The following is a 17442-nucleotide window of genomic DNA, read 5'->3' on the forward strand; positions in this document are numbered from 1 at the left end:
CTGCATCCGGTAACGGCCAGCCCCACGGGTTTATGCCCGGCGTGTACGTGCGCGCTGCGTGAAGGCCGCATGCCTCACAGGAACCAGGCGAAGGCGAACAGGCCCAGCATCGCGATCACCAGCGCCAGCTTCAGTGCCAGACCCAGCAGGATGCCAAGCCACGTGGCCAGCCCGACCTTGGTCGAGCGGCCGAGCTCGCGGGTATGCCAGTACTCGCCCAGCAGGGCGCCGAGCAAGGGCCCGGCGAACAAGCCGATCGGCATGAAGAACAGGCCGACGATGCTGCCGATGAAGGTGCCCCAGAGCGCCTTGCGGCTGGCACCCACGCGCTTGGCGCCAACCACGGTTGCCAGCACGTCGACCATCAGCGACAGCGCGGTCAGTGCGCCGAGGATCAGCAGGGTCGGCCAGCCGACATGGACGAAGCCGTCTGCCCACGCAGCAAGTACCAATCCGACGAAGACCAGCGGGATGCCCGGCAGGGCCGGCAGGACGATGCCTGCGATGCCGATCAGGACAAAAATGACCGCTAGCAGATACAAGATGAATGAGAGGTCCATGCTGTCCAGTATGGTTGTGTTTTTGGGGTTGACAGTGAAAGGTTTTTGCCAGTTGCTTTTTCGTTTTGGTCGGGTTAAGTTGCAGTCGCTGAGCTTGGCAAGGTCACCGTGGATCGTGGCCTGATGAAGCAAGATCGTTCCGATCCGCTGCATCGATGCACCTCGCTTCCCCCTTGCTTGTCAGCCGCCCAACAGGCGTATCCAACAACAAGTAGAGAGTCAAAGGGAGTTAGTGAGATGGCTGATCGCGAGAACGGTACCGTGAAGTGGTTCAATGATGCCAAGGGCTTCGGCTTCATCAGCCGGCAGAATGGCGAGGACGTGTTCGTGCACTTCCGTGCCATCGAGACCCAGGGCTTCAAGAGCCTGAAGGAAGGCCAGGCTGTGAGCTTTGAAGTCGTGCAGGGCCAGAAGGGTCTGCAGGCCGACAAGGTCCAGCCGGCGTAATACCTGCCGCTCGCCGGCATGAAAAAGGCCCGCGCAAGCGGGCCTTTTTTTGTTGCTCCGGTTCTGTTCGGCCGGGGCCGCTTCGGTTCAGCGCAGGATGACCTTGCCGTTGACCACGCGGACATAGGTGTTTTCGCGGATGCCGCCGAGGTCGCGCTGGTTGACCACGATGGTGCGGCCGTCATCCATGCGCACGCTGATGTCATACGTATCGCTGGTGACGTTCTTCTGGATCTGGTTGCCCGCCAGTGCACCACCCACGGCGCCGGCGGCGGCGGCGATGTTCTTGTTGCCGCGGCTGCCGCCGGTGTGGTCGGAGATCTCATGGCCGGCAACCGCGCCGACGATGCCGCCGAGGATCGCGCCGGTGGCGGAAGGCGCGGTACGGCCAGACTGCACGGCATTGATGCGGGTGACGATGCCGCAGTCGGCGCAACGGCCCTGGTTGTAACCGGAGTTGTTGCCGTAGCCGCCGTTGTTGTAGCCGCTGTTGTTGTAACCACCACCGCCATAGCCCGGCGAGGTGGCACAGCCGGCAAGGCCGACGGTTGCGATGACACTGGCGGCGATGAGCTGGATCTTCATGGGGCGTCTCCTGGCCGTGAAGGCGGGTGCGTTGGGTGGTACTGCGTCATGCAGCAGGGTGAGCGAATCCTCCTCTTTTCAACGTGAACAAGGCGCCAACCACCTCGGCCTTCGCCCACTCGAAGATGAATCAGCGGAAATCCTGGTGACAGGCCCGGCAATCGTCCTGCAGTGCCTGCACCTGCTGCGCCAACGCGGTGCAGTCGCTGGGAGGTCTGGCCAAGGCCGTATTGAGGTCGGCGCGGTACTTGCTGGCGTGCTGCTGGAACTGCCGGCTGTCCTTCAACCCGGGGAAGGCCACGTCCAGGTCGTTGGACAGCAGTCGCAGCACCTGCAGGCGCGGGACGCTGTCGGCCAGGCTGCAGCGGTTCTGCTGCTGCGCCTGCAGCAGCAGGTCCGCCTGTCGCTGCATCACCTGCATCAGGCTGTCCGGAAATGGATCGCGGCGCGCCTGCAGGGCACGGCCGACCATCACCGTGGCGATCAGGCCGATCAGCAGGCCCAGCCCGAGTACGAACAGATAGCGGTAGGCAGTGGACGGGCGGCGGGGTGGGCTGGCACTCATGGCGGGCGCTCCGAGCGTGCAACGGTGGGTTCGGTGTCGGCGTGCAGTAGTGAGGGGATCTGCACGCTAAAATAGCCCGATGAACGAACAGGTCAAACAACGCTTCGCCGGCATTGAACGGCTGTATGGCGTCGGCGCGCTCGAGCGCCTGCAGGGCAGCCGTGTCGCCGTGGTCGGCATGGGCGGCGTCGGCTCGTGGGTGGTGGAGGCGCTGGCGCGCTCGGCGGTCGGCCATCTGGCCCTGATCGATGCCGATGACATCTGCGTATCCAATACCAACCGCCAACTGCCGGCGCTGGAGGGCAACTACGGGCGCAACAAGGCCGAGGCCATGGCCGAGCGCTGCCGGGCGATCAATCCGCAGATCGAGGTCGACGCCGTGCAGGCGTTCCTGACCCCGGCCAATATGGCCGAACTGCTGGACCGTGGTTTCGACCTGGTGATCGATGCCTGCGACAGCTTCCGGGTGAAGGTGGAAACCATCGCCTGGTGCCGCCGCCGCAAGCTGCCGTTGCTGACCGTCGGCGCGGCCGGCGGCCGCACCGATCCCACTCTGGTGCGCATCCGCGATGTCTCGCGCACCGAGCATGACGCGATGCTGGCGCTGATCCGCAAGAAGCTGCGCAGCGAATTCAACTTCCCGAAGAATGCCAAGCGCTATTTCGGCGTGCCGGCGGTGTATTCGCTGGAGAACGTGAAGTATCCGCAGGCCGATGGCAGCGTCTGTGGCCTGCGGCCGAACCTGGGCGCGGATGCGGCCCTGAAGCTGGATTGTGGCGCTGGTCTGGGTGCGGCCACCCACATCACCGGCGCGTTCGCGTTCGCGGCGGTGGGCAAGGCGCTGGAAATGCTGCTGGAGCCGAAGAAGGTGAAGGCCGAAGCCGTCGAGGCAGAGGCCGGGGTGTGATCGGGTAGTGCCGGCTGCTGGCCGGCATCTGCGCTGATTCAAGCGTTCTGGGGTTGCCGGCCAGCGGCTGGCACTACCGTTACGGGGCGGGCAGGTTGAACAGCCGCCGCGCGTTGTCCGTGGTGGCCCGCGCCAGGTCTTCAATGTCCATTCCGCGCAGCGCGGCGACGTGGCCGGCGATGACCGCCAGCCGCGCCGGCTCGTTGCGCTGGCCACGGATCCCCGCGTCGGGCTGGTCCGGCGCATCGGTCTCCAGCAACAACTGCTGCAGTGGCATCTCGCGGACAAGCCGGTGCAGGCGCTGCGCGCGCTCGTAGGTCAGTGGTCCGCCCAGGCCAAGCAGGAATCCCAGCCTGTGCAGCTGCGCGGCCTGTTCCGGGCTGCCGGAAAAGCTGTGCACCACTCCGCGAAGGCCACCGATGCGGCGGATCGCCGCGATCACCGCATCCACTGCACGGCGGGCATGCACGATCACCGGCAGATCGAACTCGCGCGCCAGCGTCAGCTGGCCGAGGAAATACGCCTGCTGGGACTCGGCATCCAGGCCCTCGACGAAGAAATCCAGCCCGCATTCGCCGATCGCGCAGGGTCGCTCCTGCTCGATCCACGCACGCAGTTGCGGCAGGTGTCCGGGCTGGTGCTGGTCAAGGAACATCGGGTGCAGGCCATAGGCGGGGTAGAGCCCCGTCGCCTGCTGGCAGACCTCGCGCAGCTTGGGCCAGCTGGCCGCAGTAACGGCCGGAACCACCTGCCACTGCACGCCGGCAGCGCGTGCGCGGTCGATGACCGCCTCGCGGTCAACGTCGAATTCGCTGGCATCCAGATGGCAGTGGCTGTCGACCAGCAGGTTCAACGCTGCTCCAGCGGTGGTGGCGTGGTTGCGCTGCGGCTCTTCCAGTTGGCCAGCAGCAGCGTGCCCAGGCCCAGCATCAGTTCGTCGATGAACGGAATCGGGTCGGGGATGAGCAGGGTCAGCGCGAACAGGCCGGCGGTCAGCTTGAACAGGGTGGGGTAGCGCAGCCGGCGCGCCCATTGCAGGACCGGCAGCAGCATCGGGTTGGCCATTACGGGGTCCTCCTGGGGGGAATGTGCAAACGCTACCACGGGCCCAGCATTTCCCGATGCTGAATGGGTTACGGCGGTGAGCAGGAAATGTGGAGATTCCGTTCAGGCACCGCATGCTGCAATCTGGCCTGAGAACGTTGCGGACGGTCCGCAAGGAGCAGGTCATGAAAAGCACAACTACAACTGTCCTGGTCGCAGCGGGCGCGCTGCTGGTCGGTGGTATCGCAACCGCCGCCTTCATGAAGAGTGGCGACAAGTCGCCTGAGCAGCTGAGTGCCGGAAACCCGAGTGAATCGCGTCTGGTCGATGGCAATGCCACCGACGATGGCGCGCGTGGCGACGCAGTGGACGCCACTGCGCCGCGTGGTCTGGAATACGCCGATGTGCTGAAGGTCGAGCCGATCACCGAGAAGCAGAAGGCCTATGCCACCGTGATCGGCACCGATCCGGTACGCGAGACGTCCACCACCCAGACCCCGCATGAGGTCTGTCAGGACGTGGTGGTGCAGGAGCGCCTGCCCGAGCGTGATGGCAACGTCGGTGGCACCGTGGTCGGTGCCGTGGTCGGTGGCCTGCTGGGCAACCAGGTGGGCGGCGGCAATGGCAAGAAGGCTGCAACTGCCGCCGGTGCCGTGGCCGGTGGCTTCATCGGCAACCAGGTCGACAAGCGCCACGTGGGTGGCCGCGTGGTCAACCGCACCGAGCGCCAGTGCCACACCGAAACGGCGACGTCCGAGTCCAGCCGTGTCACCGGCTACAACGTGACCTACCGCAATGAAGACGGCACCACCGGCACCATGCGCATGGGCAGCAAGCCGGGCAACCGCATTGCCATGGGCACCAGCGATGTGGTCAAGGGCTACAACGTGACCTACCGCTACGACGGTGCAGAGAAGACCGTGCGTCTGGACAACAAGCCGGCGAGCGATCGCCTGCCGGTGGTGGATGGGCAGCTGGTCACCCAGACCGCCGCCGCCGCGGATTCGACGGCCAACCGCCAGTAATCCCAGGCTACGACGCAGCATCGAACGGGCCGGCTTTTGCCGGCCTGTTTTTTTTGCAGGGATGGGGTTCATCCACGCGCGACGTGGATCTACCATGACCCCATGAGCATCTTCGACCTGCGCATCGAAACCGAACGCCTGATCCTGCGTCCGCCGCAGCGGCAGGACTACGCGCCCTATCTGGCGTTCTGTGCCGATGAAGAGGTGATGCGCACGCTGGGTGGCGTGCAGGCACCCTCGGTGGCATGGCGCGGCTTCTGCAGCCTGGCCGGCGCATGGCAGCTGTTCGGCTTCTCGATGTTCAGCGTGATCGAGAAATCCAGCGGTGAATGGATCGGTCGCATGGGACCGTGGCAGCCGCAGGACTGGCCCGGTACCGAGGTCGGCTGGAGCATCCGCCGTGCCAGCTGGGGCAAGGGCTACGCACCGGAGGCGGCGATCGCAGCCATCGATTGGGCGTTCGATACGTTGGGCTGGGACGAGGTGATCCACACCATCGCCGAAGACAACGAGAACTCGAAAGTGGTTGCGCGCAAGCTGGGCAGCACGCTGTTGCGCATGGGGCAGTTGCCACCGCCGTATGAAGGAAAACCATTGGAAATATGGGGGCAATCGCGCGAGCAGTGGCAACAGCGCCGTTCGCCGTTGTAGAGCCGAGCCCAGGCTCGGCTGCATTTGGCGAGCCGCAGCCGAGCATGGGCTCGGCTCTACAGGATGCATCGCCCGCCATGCTGCACCCGCGCTTGGCAATCGCCAGGCTGCTTGCCAGACTGCGGGCAGCCGGCTGCAGGCCGGAACCTCACTGGAGCAGGCAATGGTGGAAGAACGCATTCCGTTGACGGTGCATGGCATGTCGGTCTCGGGCAACTGCCACAAGGTGCGCCTGCTGCTGGAACAGCTGGGCAGCCGCTACCGCTGGGTGGAAGTGGACAGTGCCCACGGCCAGACCCATAGCGCGGAATTCCTAGCTCTCAACCCCAATGCCAAGGTGCCGTTGATCGTGCGCGACGACGGCCGCGTGCTGACCGAATCCAATGCGATCCTGTTCTGGCTGGCCGAGGGTACGCCATACCTTCCAGCCGACGGTTGGCAGCGTGCGCAGGCATTGAGCTGGATGTTCTTCGAGCAGTACACGCACGAGCCCTGCGTGGCGGTGGCACGTTTCATCCGCGGTTGGACACCTTCCGACTCACCACGCCGTGCTGAACTGCCGCGCCTGCAGGAGCGCGCTGCCAGCGCGTTGGCGGTGATGGAACAGCATCTGCAACAGGCGCAGTGGTTCACCGGCGCCGACTACGGTATCGCCGATATCGCCCTGTTTGCCTATTCCGATGTCGCCGCCGACGGTGGCATCGCGCTGGATGCATTCCCGCAGGTGCGGGCCTGGTTGCAGCGGGTGCGCGCGCAGCCTCGCTTCGTGCCCATGCCCTCAGTGACCGCCGAGGTGCGCGCGCGTTTCAACGCACCGGATTGATTCCCTTGTAGCGCCGGGCGTGCGCGACCGGCGGAAGGGTCGCGCAGGCCTGGCGCCACGGTTCGCAACAACGGCACGGAGGGTGTTCGATGTTCGCTGTGGTTCCAGATCCCATTCCCGCACGCATGCGCGGCCTCAACCGCGCCGAAGTCTGTGACGTCAATTTCCTTGAGGCCGTACGCGCCTGGCGCGGCATGCCGCGACCGCGTCCCGCACCGGATGCGCCGATCCTGCCGGGCAGCACCCTGACGGCCGCCGCGTTCGACGAACTGTTCGAATCGCAGCTGCTCAGCCGCCAGCTGGATCTGATGGCGCGCGTGCTGCGCGTGCAGAACAAGGTCTTCTACACCATCGGCTCCTCCGGTCATGAAGGCAACGCGCTGCTTGCGCGCGCCTGCCGGCACACCGATCCCGCATTCCTGCACTACCGTTCCGGCGCGTTCATGGCCGAACGTGCCCGGCTGGTGCCAGGCATGGACCCCGTGCGCGACGCCGCGCTGTCCTTCGCCGCCAGTGCCGACGATCCGGCCAGTGGCGGCCGTCACAAAGTGTGGGGCAGCAAACCGCTGTGGGTGCTGCCGCAGACCTCGACCATCGCATCGCACCTGCCCAAGGCGCTCGGTACGGCGCTGGCGATCGAAAGTGGCAGGCGCCTGAGCCAGCCGCTGCCGATTCCGGCCGACAGCATCGTGATGTGCTCCTTCGGCGACGCCTCGGCCAACCATGCCACCGCGCAGACTGCGTTCAATACCGCGATGTGGTCGGCGTACCAGAAGCTGCCGGTGCCGATCCTGTTCGTGTGCGAGGACAACGGCCTCGGCATTTCGGTGAAAACCCCTGAGGGATGGATTGCAGAGCGTTTCAGCCGGCAACCGGGCCTGGACTATTTCTTCGCCGATGGCCTGGACCTGGCGGCCGGACACGCGCAGGTGCAGGCGGCGGTCGAGCATTGCCGGCGCATGCGCCGGCCCACCTTCCTGCACCTGCGTACCACGCGGTTGATGGGCCACGCCGGTACCGACTTCGAGGTGGAATGGCGTGCGCTGGCGGAGCTGTGCACGGCCGAGGCGCAGGACCCGCTGCTGCGCTCGGCGCAGATCGCACTGGAATCGGGCTGGATGGATGCGGCAGGCGTGGAGGCCGCCTATGAAACCCTGCGCGCGCGCTGCATGGCCGCTGCCATTGATGCCGATACGCGGCCGAAGCTGCAGACATTGCAGGAAGTGATCACGCCGTTGGCACCCCATACGCCGGCAGCGGTACAGGCCGAGGCCGAGCGCGTGGCGCCCGTCGAAGCCCGGCAGGCGCTGTACGGCGGCGCCGACGCGCTGCCCGAACGGCAACCGCCGCGGCACCTGGCGATACAGATCAACCACGGGCTACAGGAGCTGCTGGGCAAGTATCCGCAGGCGCTGCTGTTTGGCGAGGACGTCGCGCAGAAAGGCGGCGTCTACACGGTGACGCGCGATCTGCTGCGCCGCTTCGGCCCGCGCCGGGTATTCAACACGCTGCTGGACGAGACCATGATCCTGGGCATGGCCCAGGGTCTGGCCAACATGGGCATGTTGCCGATTCCGGAAATCCAGTACCTGGCCTACCTGCACAACGCCATCGATCAGCTGCGCGGCGAGGCCTGCTCGCTGCAGTTCTTCTCCAATGACCAGTTCCGCAACCCGATGCTGGTACGGGTGGCCGGGCTGGGTTACCAGAAGGGGTTCGGCGGCCACTTCCACAACGACAATTCGATCACGGCGCTGCGTGACATCCCGGGGCTGGTAGTGGGCTGTCCGTCGCGTGGCGATGATGCGGTGATGATGCTGCGCACATTGGCGGCATTGGCCCGCGTGGATGGCCGGGTAGCGGTGTTCCTGGAACCGATTGCCCTGTACATGACCAAGGATCTGCACGCGGCCGGCGATGGCCAGTGGTTGTTCGACTACCCCGCGCCCGGGCAGGCGCTGGTGCTGGGCGAGGGCAGGGTGTACGCGCCGGATGCCACCGATCTGGTGATCTTCACCTACGGCAACGGTGTGCCGATGGCGCTGCGTGCAGCGACCGGCATCGAGCAGCAGCTGGGCTGGCAGGTGCGGGTGGTCGACCTGCGCTGGCTGGTGCCGTTGAATGCCGCCTTCATCGGCGCCCAGGCCGCCACCGCGCAACGGGTGCTGGTGCTGGACGAGGGGCGGCAGAGCGGGGGCGTCGGCGAGGGCGTGATCACCGCGCTGGTCGAGGCCGGCCATGGCCACCTGCCGCTGCGCCGGGTCTGCGGTGCCGATACCTATACGCCGCTGGCGGGGGCAGCAATGTTCGGGCTTCCAAGCGACAATGCGGTGATTGGCGCCGCCCTCGACCTGGCGCAGGAACCCTGATGCATGTGTGGATTGGCGGGAATGTTGTTGCCGGCGGCTCAGACGCCGGCCGAGGTCCTGCAGGCGCAGGCGCTGGCCATGGGCCAGGCGCTGCACCATCGCGGGCCGGATGACGGCGGTACCTGGGTCGATGCCGCTGCCGGCGTCGCCCTGGCCCACCGGCGCCTGAGCATCCTCGATCTTTCACCGCTGGGCCACCAGCCGATGGCCTCGGCCGACGGCCGCTATGTGATGGCCTACAACGGCGAGGTCTACAACTTCGCCGCCCTGCGCGCCGAACTGGAACCGCTGGGCCATGCATTCCGTGGCCATTCCGATACCGAGGTGCTGTTGGCCGCGATCCTGCAGTGGGGCGTCGAGGACACCCTGCAGCGCGCCAACGGCATGTTCGCCATCGCCTTGTGGGACCGCCAGGAACAGTGCCTGTGGCTGGCCCGCGACCGGGTCGGCAAGAAGCCGCTGTACTACGGCTGGGCCGGTGATGCGCTGGTGTTCGGCTCCGAGCTGAAGGCGCTGTGGCAGCACCCGGATTTTGACAACGATATCGACCGTGATGCGCTGACGCTGCTGCTGCGGCTGGATTACATCCCCGCACCGCACAGCATCCACCAGCGCTGCTACAAGCTGATGCCCGGCCGCGTGCTGCGGCTGGATGCGGCGGCGGTGGCGGCAGGGGCCAGCGCACATCGCCCTGAGCAAGCACAGCGTCCGTACTGGGACGCGCGTGCGCGCATGCAGGCTGCACTGGCCGCACCGTTCCAGGGCCGCATCGAGGAGGCCGAAGAGCAGCTGGATGACCTGCTGCGGGATGCGGTGGCGCTGCGCATGGTCGCTGACGTGCCGGTGGGCGTGTTCCTGTCCGGCGGCACCGATTCGTCGCTGGTGGCGGCGCTGATGCAGGCGCAGAGCGGGCAGCCGGTGCACAGCTTCAGCATCGGCTTCAGCGGCTCCCACCACGACGAGGCGCCGTTGGCCAGGGAAGTGGCCACCCACCTTGGCTGCGATCACACCGAACTGTACGTCAGCGGCGCTGATGCGCTGGCGGTGGTGCCGCAGCTGCCGGCGATGTTCGATGAACCCTTTGCCGATGCCTCGCAGGTGCCGACCGCGCTGGTCGCCCGCCTCGCCCGGCAGGGCGTGACCGTCGCATTGTCCGGCGATGGTGGCGATGAACTATTTTTCGGCTACACCCGCTACGTGCGCGCGCTGCGCAACTGGCAGATGCTGGGACGGGTGCCCGCGCCGCTGCGGCGCTGGATGGGCGCGCGTGCGCACCAGCAGGGTGAAGCATCGCGTACTGGTGGGCTGGCCGCGTTGCTGGCCGAAACCGGCGCGCGCGGCATCGGCGATGTGTATCGCAACCGCATTTCGCGCTGGCGCGATCCGGCGGCGGCGGTGAACGGTGCGCGCGAGGCGGGCAGCTTCTACGATCTGGCCGATCCGCTGCATGGTGCCGGTACGCCGGCCGACGCGATGATGCTGGCCGACTTCGTCAGCTATCTGCCCGATGACCTGCTGTGCAAGGTCGACCGCACCTCGATGGCGGTCAGCCTGGAGGCGCGCGCGCCCTTGCTGGACTGGCGCGTGGCCGAGTTCGCGTGGTCGCTGCCGCTGGGCTTCAAGCGCAGTGAATCGACCAGCAAGGTGCTGCTCAAGCGCGTGTTGGGGCGGTATGTGCCGCAGTCGATGGTGCACCGGCCCAAGCGTGGGTTCGGCGCGCCGGTCAGTGATTGGCTGAAGGGCGATCTGAAACCCTGGGCGGACGAACTGCTGCAACCGGCGCGGCTGGAACGCGAGGGCGTGCTGTCGGCCGCGGCCGTGCAGCCGCTGTGGCAGCAGTTCCTGGGTGGCCAGCGCAAGTGGCACACGCACCTGTGGAACGTGCTGATGTTCCAGGCATGGCAGGACCATTGGCGGCAGGTGCGCGCAGGCGTAAAGCGCGGCTGATCTTCACCGGTGGGGAAGGGCGCGGCCGCTAGGCTGGCTCTCCCGCACCGTGAGGAGTATGTCCTGATGTCCGTCCCCACCATTGCCGTTTTCGTCGGCAGCCTGCGCAAAGAGTCCTGCAACCGCAAGCTGGCGCACGCGCTGGAGAAGCTGGTCGGCGACAAGGCGCGCTTCCAGTACGTGCAGATCGGCGACCTGCCGCTGTACGACCAGGATTTCGACGCCAGCTACCCGGCGCAGGGCACGCGCCTGAAGGACCAGGTACGCGCCGCCGACGCCGTGCTGTTTGTCACCCCTGAATACAACCGTTCCGTGCCGGGCGTGCTGAAGAATGCGATCGACATCGGCTCGCGCCCCTACGGCGACAGTGCCTTCGCGGGCAAGCCAGCGGCGGTGATCGGCGCCTCAATCGGCCAGATCGGCACGGCGGTGGCCCAGCAGCACCTGCGCAACAGCCTGGCCTTCCTGGACATGCACGTGCTTGGCCAGCCCGAGGCGTTCATCCACTTCAAGGATGGCCTGATCGATGCCGACGGCACGATCCACAATGAGGGCACGCAGAAATTCCTGCAGGGCTATGTGGACCGGTTCCTGGCGCTGATCGCGGTACATGCCAAGGGCGATTGAGACCTCCGGGGTCAGAGCCCTCTGCGCCGCAGAGGGATCCGACCCCAGCCACGCCCGGGGTCGGATTCTGGAGCGCAGCGACGGACTCTGACCCCACTTCCAGCTGAGTGGGCAGGCAGGAACTCCGACCCTGGCTGACTGATCTGCGATAATGCTCCGCTGCGGGCGTCGCAACGACGCCCGTCGCAGGCAATGCGACGCCCTCGCGCCAGTCTGGACAGGCTCAGGCGGATATCCCCCGTTCTTCCACGGCTTATCCACAGATTTGTCCATGGCCGCCGGGGTCGGCGCATGCCTACACTGGTCTGGCCCCTTTTTGCAGGAAACACCGCAGCATGTCCGCCCGTTCCGGCTTCCGTTCCAACCGCAGAGAGCGCGGCGATGGCTTCGATCGCGATCGCGATCGCGATGAATCGCGTATCGACCAGTTGCGCGTGCCGCCGCACTCGGTGGAAGCCGAACAGGCGGTGCTGGGTGGCCTGATGCTGGCACCGGACGCCTACGACCGGGTCAACGATCAGCTGACCGAGGGTGACTTCTACCGTCGCGACCACCAGATGATCTACCGGGCGATCCGCGAGCTGTCCGAGCGCGAGCGCCCGTTCGATGCGGTGACCCTGGGCGAGTGGTTCGAATCGCAGGGCAAGATGGAGCTGGTGGGCGATGGCGCCTATCTGATCGAACTGGCCAGCACCACGCCGTCGGCGGCCAATATCGTGGCCTATGCCGAGATCGTGCGCGACAAGGCGGTGCTGCGGCAGCTGATCCAGGTCGGCACCGACATCGTCAACGATGGTTTCCAGCCCGAGGGCCGCGACAGCAGCGAGCTGCTGTCCGCTGCGGAAAAGAGCGTGTTCGCCATTGCCGAACAGGGCGCGCGCGGCCGTACCGACTTCGTGGCCATGCCCGGTGCGTTGAAGGACGCGTTCGAAGAGCTGCGCAACCGCTTCGAGAATGGCGGCAACATCACCGGCCTGCCGACCGGCTACACCGATTTCGATGCGATGACTGCCGGCCTGCAGCCGACCGACCTGATCATCCTTGCCGCGCGTCCTGCGATGGGCAAGACCACCTTCGCCCTGAACATCGCCGAGTACGCGGCGATCAAGTCGAAGAAGGGCGTGGCGGTGTTCTCGATGGAAATGTCCGCATCGCAGCTGGCGATGCGCCTGATCTCCTCCAATGGCCGCATCAACGCGCAGCGCCTGCGTACCGGCCAGCTGGAAGACGAGGACTGGAGCCGGGTGACCGGTGCGATCAAGATGCTGAAGGAAACCAAGATCTTCATCGACGATACGCCGGGCGTGTCGCCGGAGATCCTGCGTTCCAAGTGCCGCCGCCTCAAGCGCGAGCACGACCTGGGCCTGATCGTGATCGACTACCTGCAGCTGATGAGCGTGCCGGGCAACAGCGAAAACCGCGCGACCGAAATCTCCGAGATCTCGCGTTCGTTGAAAGGCCTGGCCAAGGAACTGCACGTGCCGGTCATCGCGCTGTCCCAGCTCAACCGCTCGCTGGAAACGCGTACCGACAAGCGCCCGGTGATGGCCGACCTTCGCGAATCGGGCGCAATCGAGCAGGATGCGGACATGATCGTCTTCATCTACCGCGACGATTACTACAACAAGGAAAATTCGCCGGACAAGGGCCTGGCCGAGATCATCATCGGCAAGCACCGTGGTGGCCCCACCGGCTCGTGCAAGCTGAAGTTCTTCGGCGAGTACACCCGTTTCGACAACCTGGCCCACGACTCGGTCGGTTCGTTCGAATAACCGATGATTCCGGCGTGCCCTGTAGAGCCAAGCCCATGCTCGGCTCTTTCCGTTCGGACGCGCGACGTCATATTCTCCATCCGGATCGCCAAAAATCCGTATGTGGCGTGTAAATGACATGTAACGCAACGCTTCTACGATTCCGCCGCTGCTGCCCTTTTGACGCCGCCCTTCGGCGTCCAGCGCGCCCAAGGAATCCCCATGTCTTGCCATGCTCCGCTTCGCCGCAATCTGCTGGCCCTGCTGGTCTGTGCCTCACTGCCTTCGCTGGCCGCCGCTGAAACCGCTCCTGCCGTCGACGCACAGTCGGCCACTACCCTGGATTCGGTCTCGGTGATCGGCCGGGGCGAGGCACGCCAGGTCCAGCGCGTGACCGCCGAGGACATGAAGGTGCTGCCACCCGGCGCCAACCCGCTGAAGCTGCTGGCCAGCAAGCCGGGCGTGCATTTCGAATCGGCCGATGCCACCGGTGCCTACGAGTGGTCCACCAGCATCAGTCTGCGCGGCTTCAACCAGAACCGCCTGGGCTACACGCTCGATGGCATCCCGCTGGGCAACATGAGTTATGGCAACAGCAACGGCCTGCACATCAGCCGCGCGGTGATCAGCGAGAACCTGGGCGGTGCCGAGGTCTCCACCGGCATCGGCGCGCTGGGTACGCCGTCGACCAGCAACCTGGGCGGCGTGTTCCAGTTCTATTCGATCGATCCCTCCACCGAATACGGTGTCGTGCTGGCGCAGAGCCTGGGCAGCGACAGCGCGCGCCGCAGCTATGCACGCCTGGAGACCGGCGAGCACCAGGGCTTCGCTGCCTACCTGTCCGGTGCGTATTCGGAGAGCGACAAGTGGAAGGGCAAGGGCTCGCATGAACTCAAGCAGTTCAACGGCAAGGCGACCTACAACTTCGGCGTCGACAGCCGCATCACCGCGTTGTTCAACGCCTCGCGCCGGGTTGAAGCCGATTACCAGGACCTGTCGCTGGAGATGATCGATCGCCTGGGCTGGAACTGGGACAACTATGCGCCGGACTGGAACCGTGCCCTGGCCGCTGCGCGTGGCCAGTACAGCGGCGGCGTCAACAGCCCGTGGGATGCGTACTACTCGGGTCACGGCCTGCGCAACGATGATGTCTCCAGCATCGCCGGTGACTTCGGCCTCAACGAGACGATGCGCCTGAAGGTCAATGTCTACAACCACAGCAACCGCGGCCAGGGCCACTGGTTCAGCCCGTCCAATCCGTCCAACCCGGGCACCAGCCGCGAGATTCCGATCTCGATCCGCACCACCGAATATGCGATCGACCGCACCGGCGTGACCTCGGCGTTCACCTGGAACGTGGGCGGCCATGAGCTGGAAGCGGGCCTTTGGTACGAAGACAACGGCCACAGCGTGCAGCGCAACTTCTACTACATCGATGGCCCGATCACCGACGACTTCTTCCTGCGCAACCCGGACCAGCGCGTGTGGCACCAGCGCTACACCACCATCACCCGCCAGTTCTACGTGCAGGACCGCTTCCGCCTGTTCGATGACCGCCTGACCATCGACGTCGGCGCCAAGTCGCCCAACACCCGCACCAGCGTGCGCACGCCGCTGGGCAGCTATGCCAGCAACAGCAGCCTGACCGCGAAGAAGGGGCTGCTGCCGCAGGCCGGCTTCAACTTCAAGCTGGATGAGCGCAATGAAATCTTCGGTTCCTATGCGAAGAACATCGCGGCCTATGCGCTGGGCGTGGGCAGTCCGTTCAATGTTCCGCAGGTGGCGTTCGATGCCAGCGCCAAGGACCTGAAGCCGGAACAATCGCGCACCATCGAACTGGGCTGGCGCGGCTACGGCCAGGGGTATGAAGCCTCGGTCGCGGTCTACGACGTCAAGTTCGACAACCGCCTGCTGGCCATTGCCCAGTGCGTGGGTATCCTGGGTTGCCCGGCGCTGTATTCCAACGTCGGCTCGGTCACCAGCCGCGGTGCCGAGGCGACCCTGCAGTTGAAGCCGATGCGTGACCTGAGCTGGTCCAATGCGCTGTCGTGGAATGACAGCAGCTACGACAACGACTACGTCAACAACGGTGTGGTGCCGACCCGCGGCAAGAAGACGGTCGACACGCCGGAATGGATGTTCGCCAGTACCCTGGCGTGGACGCCGGGCCCGTGGGACCTGCGCCTGGCCGCCAACCACGTAGGCAAGCGCTACGTGACCTACACCAATGACGTCTCCGTGCCGAGCTACTGGCTGATCAATGCGTCGGTGGCCTATGACGTGGGCAAACTCGGCCCGGCGCAGAACCTGACCCTGGCGCTGAACCTGACCAACCTGGCCGACAAGCAGTATCTGGCGACCATCAACACCAACGGCACCTACGCCACTGATCCCACCCGCAGCTTGGCGACCATGCAGGTCGGTGCGCCGCGTCAGGTGATGGCCACCGCAACCGTGCGCTTCTGATGAAGCGCATCGCCGATCCGGAAACCCGTCGTCGTCTGCTGCGCCTGGCCTGGCAGGGGACCGGAGCGGCGATCGCACTGGCGGCCATGCCTGGCGTAGCCGCCACCGGTCCGCGGCCGCGACTGGGGCGCGATCCGTTCACCCTCGGTATCGCCGCGGGTGACCCGGATCCGCAGGGCGCAGTGCTGTGGACGCGTCTTGCACCGGATCCCCTCAACGGCGGTGGCATGCCGTCGCGCGCGATCCCGGTGCGCTGGTTCATTGCCGAAGATCCGGCGATGCGCCGGCTGGTGCAGCGTGGCGTGGCGGCGGCCGTGCCGGAGCTGGCCCATTCGGTGCACGTGGAAGTGACCGGCCTGCGTCCGGGGCGCGATTACTACTATCGATTCGCCTGCGACGGCGGCGAGGAGAGTCCGGTTGGGCATTTCCGCACCGCGCCGCTGCCGGATGCGCAGCTGCAGCAGCTGCGGCTGGCGTTGTGCACCTGCCAGGCCTGGAACAGCGGCTACTACCCGGTACTGGCGGATATCGCCCGCAGCGATGTCGATCTGGTGCTGCATGCCGGTGACTACCTGTACGAATACAGCCCGTTGCAGAACGCACGTGGCAGCACCCTGGATGCACAGCGCTTCAGCGGTGAAACCCTCAGCCTGGAGCGTTATCGCGACCAGTACGCGCTGTACAAGCTCGACCCGGACCTGCAGGCCGCGCACGCCGCACACGCCTTCGCGGTGATCTGGGACGACCACGAAGTGCAGAACGACTATTCCGGCATCCATCCGGAAAAGAGCGACGTACCGACCGAGGACTTCATCGTCCGTCGCGCCGCGGCGTACCGCGCGTTCTACGAACACCTGCCGATGCGCAGTACGCCCACCGGCAACGGTGGCCTGCGCGTGCACCGCCGCCTGCGCTACGGCGACCTGGCCCAGCTGACGCTGCTGGACTGCCGTCAGTTCCGTCCGGCCAATCCCTGTGGCGTCGGAGAATCGCCACGCTGCGAAGCGGCCTTGGATCCGCGCATGAGCATGCTCGGGGTGGGGCAGGAGGCCTGGTTCGCGCAGTCGATGGCGGCCGCGGCGGGAACGCGCTGGAACGTGGTGGTGCAGCAGCTGCTGATGGCGCAGTTGCGGTTGGAGCAGGGCACGCCGCGCGAACGTTTCTGGAACGATGCCTGGGATGGTTACCCGGCCGCCCGCAGGCGCCTGCTGCAGGCGATGCAGGCCGGTGGGCAGGGCAACGCCATCGTACTGGGCGGCGACTGGCACTCCACGTTCGTCAATGACCTGAAACTGGATTTCGATGCCGCGGACGCGCCGGTGATCGCCACCGAGTTCATCGCCCCGGCGATCAGCAGCGGTGGCGATGACACGCCGTATGGCCCGTACTACGGCCCGTCGATCCCGCAGAATCCGCACATCCGTTATTTCGATGGCGACCGGCGTGGCTGGTGGAAGCTGCAGTTGAACCGGCAGACCGTGGACGCGGAACTGCGCTTCGCCGACAGCGTTCTGCGGCGTGATGCCGAGGTTCGCACTGCCGCGCGCTTCCAGGTGAGCCACGGTCGTCCCGGCGCAGTGCCGGTGTAATGGCGGGTGCGGACCTCCTCGGTGGGTGCGGACCTTGGTCCGCACACTCATGCAACCCGCCGGGCATGGCCCGGCGCTACCGGGCA

General features: G+C 66.0%; 16 protein-coding genes. 11 read left to right on the forward strand and 5 right to left on the reverse strand.

What is annotated here, in order from left to right; genetic code table 11:
• Nucleotides 1–74: 74 nt before the first annotated feature.
• Nucleotides 75–560, reverse strand: coding sequence for a DUF456 domain-containing protein (locus QOL57_RS14045; RefSeq protein ID WP_089236158.1), 486 nt, complete (start codon nucleotides 558–560; stop codon nucleotides 75–77).
• 237 nt (nucleotides 561–797) lie between these two features.
• Here QOL57_RS14045 and QOL57_RS14050 point away from each other — a divergent pair, with 237 nt between their 5' ends.
• Complete coding sequence (locus QOL57_RS14050) at nucleotides 798–1007, forward strand: cold-shock protein (protein ID WP_025876765.1); 210 nt, start codon at nucleotides 798–800, stop codon at nucleotides 1005–1007.
• An 87-nt stretch (nucleotides 1008–1094) separates the two neighbouring features.
• Here QOL57_RS14050 and QOL57_RS14055 read toward each other — a convergent pair whose 3' ends face one another.
• Complete coding sequence (locus QOL57_RS14055; protein WP_025876767.1) at nucleotides 1095–1592, reverse strand: glycine zipper 2TM domain-containing protein; 498 nt, start codon at nucleotides 1590–1592, stop codon at nucleotides 1095–1097.
• Nucleotides 1593–1722: 130 nt separating this feature from the next.
• Nucleotides 1723–2157: a cytochrome c gene (locus tag QOL57_RS14060; RefSeq protein ID WP_089236157.1), complete on the reverse strand. Its 435-nt coding sequence runs from the start codon at nucleotides 2155–2157 to the stop codon at nucleotides 1723–1725.
• A gap of 79 nt (nucleotides 2158–2236) precedes the next feature.
• On the opposite strand from QOL57_RS14060, the gene QOL57_RS14065 reads away from it, so the two are divergent.
• Nucleotides 2237–3064, forward strand: coding sequence for a tRNA threonylcarbamoyladenosine dehydratase (locus QOL57_RS14065; RefSeq protein ID WP_089236156.1), 828 nt, complete (start codon nucleotides 2237–2239; stop codon nucleotides 3062–3064).
• A gap of 79 nt (nucleotides 3065–3143) precedes the next feature.
• Here the strand turns inward: QOL57_RS14065 and QOL57_RS14070 are convergent, their stop codons facing one another.
• Both QOL57_RS14070 and QOL57_RS14075 read right to left on the reverse strand, forming a co-directional pair.
• On the reverse strand, nucleotides 3144–3917 hold the full coding sequence (locus tag QOL57_RS14070; protein ID WP_089236155.1) for a TatD family hydrolase: 774 nt from the start codon (nucleotides 3915–3917) through the stop codon (nucleotides 3144–3146).
• Complete coding sequence (locus QOL57_RS14075) at nucleotides 3914–4129, reverse strand: DUF6116 family protein (RefSeq protein WP_089236154.1); 216 nt, start codon at nucleotides 4127–4129, stop codon at nucleotides 3914–3916. The genes QOL57_RS14070 and QOL57_RS14075 overlap by 4 nt, the downstream gene beginning before the upstream one ends.
• Nucleotides 4130–4293: 164 nt before the next feature.
• On the opposite strand from QOL57_RS14075, the gene QOL57_RS14080 reads away from it, so the two are divergent.
• The 9 genes from QOL57_RS14080 (at nucleotide 4294) to QOL57_RS14120 (ending at nucleotide 17356) form a co-directional block, all read left to right on the forward strand.
• A complete protein-coding gene (locus tag QOL57_RS14080; RefSeq protein ID WP_283401535.1) occupies nucleotides 4294–5133 on the forward strand; it encodes a glycine zipper 2TM domain-containing protein in 840 nt (279 codons plus the stop codon).
• A 102-nt stretch (nucleotides 5134–5235) separates the two neighbouring features.
• Nucleotides 5236–5784: a GNAT family N-acetyltransferase gene (locus QOL57_RS14085; RefSeq protein ID WP_089236152.1), complete on the forward strand. Its 549-nt coding sequence runs from the start codon at nucleotides 5236–5238 to the stop codon at nucleotides 5782–5784.
• Nucleotides 5785–5947: 163 nt separating this feature from the next.
• Complete coding sequence (locus tag QOL57_RS14090; protein WP_089236151.1) at nucleotides 5948–6607, forward strand: glutathione S-transferase family protein; 660 nt, start codon at nucleotides 5948–5950, stop codon at nucleotides 6605–6607.
• Between the two features lie 89 nt (nucleotides 6608–6696).
• Nucleotides 6697–8976, forward strand: a complete 2280-nt coding sequence (locus tag QOL57_RS14095) for a thiamine pyrophosphate-dependent enzyme (protein ID WP_089236150.1) — start codon at nucleotides 6697–6699, stop codon at nucleotides 8974–8976.
• Between the two features lie 3 nt (nucleotides 8977–8979).
• Complete coding sequence (asnB, locus tag QOL57_RS14100) at nucleotides 8980–10923, forward strand: asparagine synthase (glutamine-hydrolyzing) (protein ID WP_089236149.1); 1944 nt, start codon at nucleotides 8980–8982, stop codon at nucleotides 10921–10923.
• Between the two features lie 66 nt (nucleotides 10924–10989).
• Nucleotides 10990–11550, forward strand: coding sequence for an NAD(P)H-dependent oxidoreductase (locus QOL57_RS14105; protein ID WP_089236148.1), 561 nt, complete (start codon nucleotides 10990–10992; stop codon nucleotides 11548–11550).
• A 335-nt stretch (nucleotides 11551–11885) separates the two neighbouring features.
• Nucleotides 11886–13322 carry a replicative DNA helicase gene (locus QOL57_RS14110; RefSeq protein ID WP_089236147.1) on the forward strand — a complete coding sequence of 479 codons (1437 nt, stop codon included), beginning with the start codon at nucleotides 11886–11888 and terminating at the stop codon, nucleotides 13320–13322.
• Nucleotides 13323–13523: 201 nt separating this feature from the next.
• The gene (locus QOL57_RS14115) at nucleotides 13524–15767 is read left to right on the forward strand and encodes a TonB-dependent receptor (protein ID WP_089236146.1); all 2244 of its coding nucleotides are present in this window, start codon (nucleotides 13524–13526) and stop codon (nucleotides 15765–15767) included.
• A complete protein-coding gene (locus QOL57_RS14120) occupies nucleotides 15767–17356 on the forward strand; it encodes an alkaline phosphatase D family protein (RefSeq protein ID WP_089236145.1) in 1590 nt (529 codons plus the stop codon). The genes QOL57_RS14115 and QOL57_RS14120 overlap by 1 nt, the downstream gene beginning before the upstream one ends.
• The last annotated feature ends 86 nt before the right edge of the window (nucleotides 17357–17442 follow it).

This window comes from Stenotrophomonas sp. yr243 (assembly GCF_900184195.1).
Taxonomy (GTDB): Bacteria; Pseudomonadota; Gammaproteobacteria; order Xanthomonadales; family Xanthomonadaceae; genus Stenotrophomonas; species Stenotrophomonas lactitubi.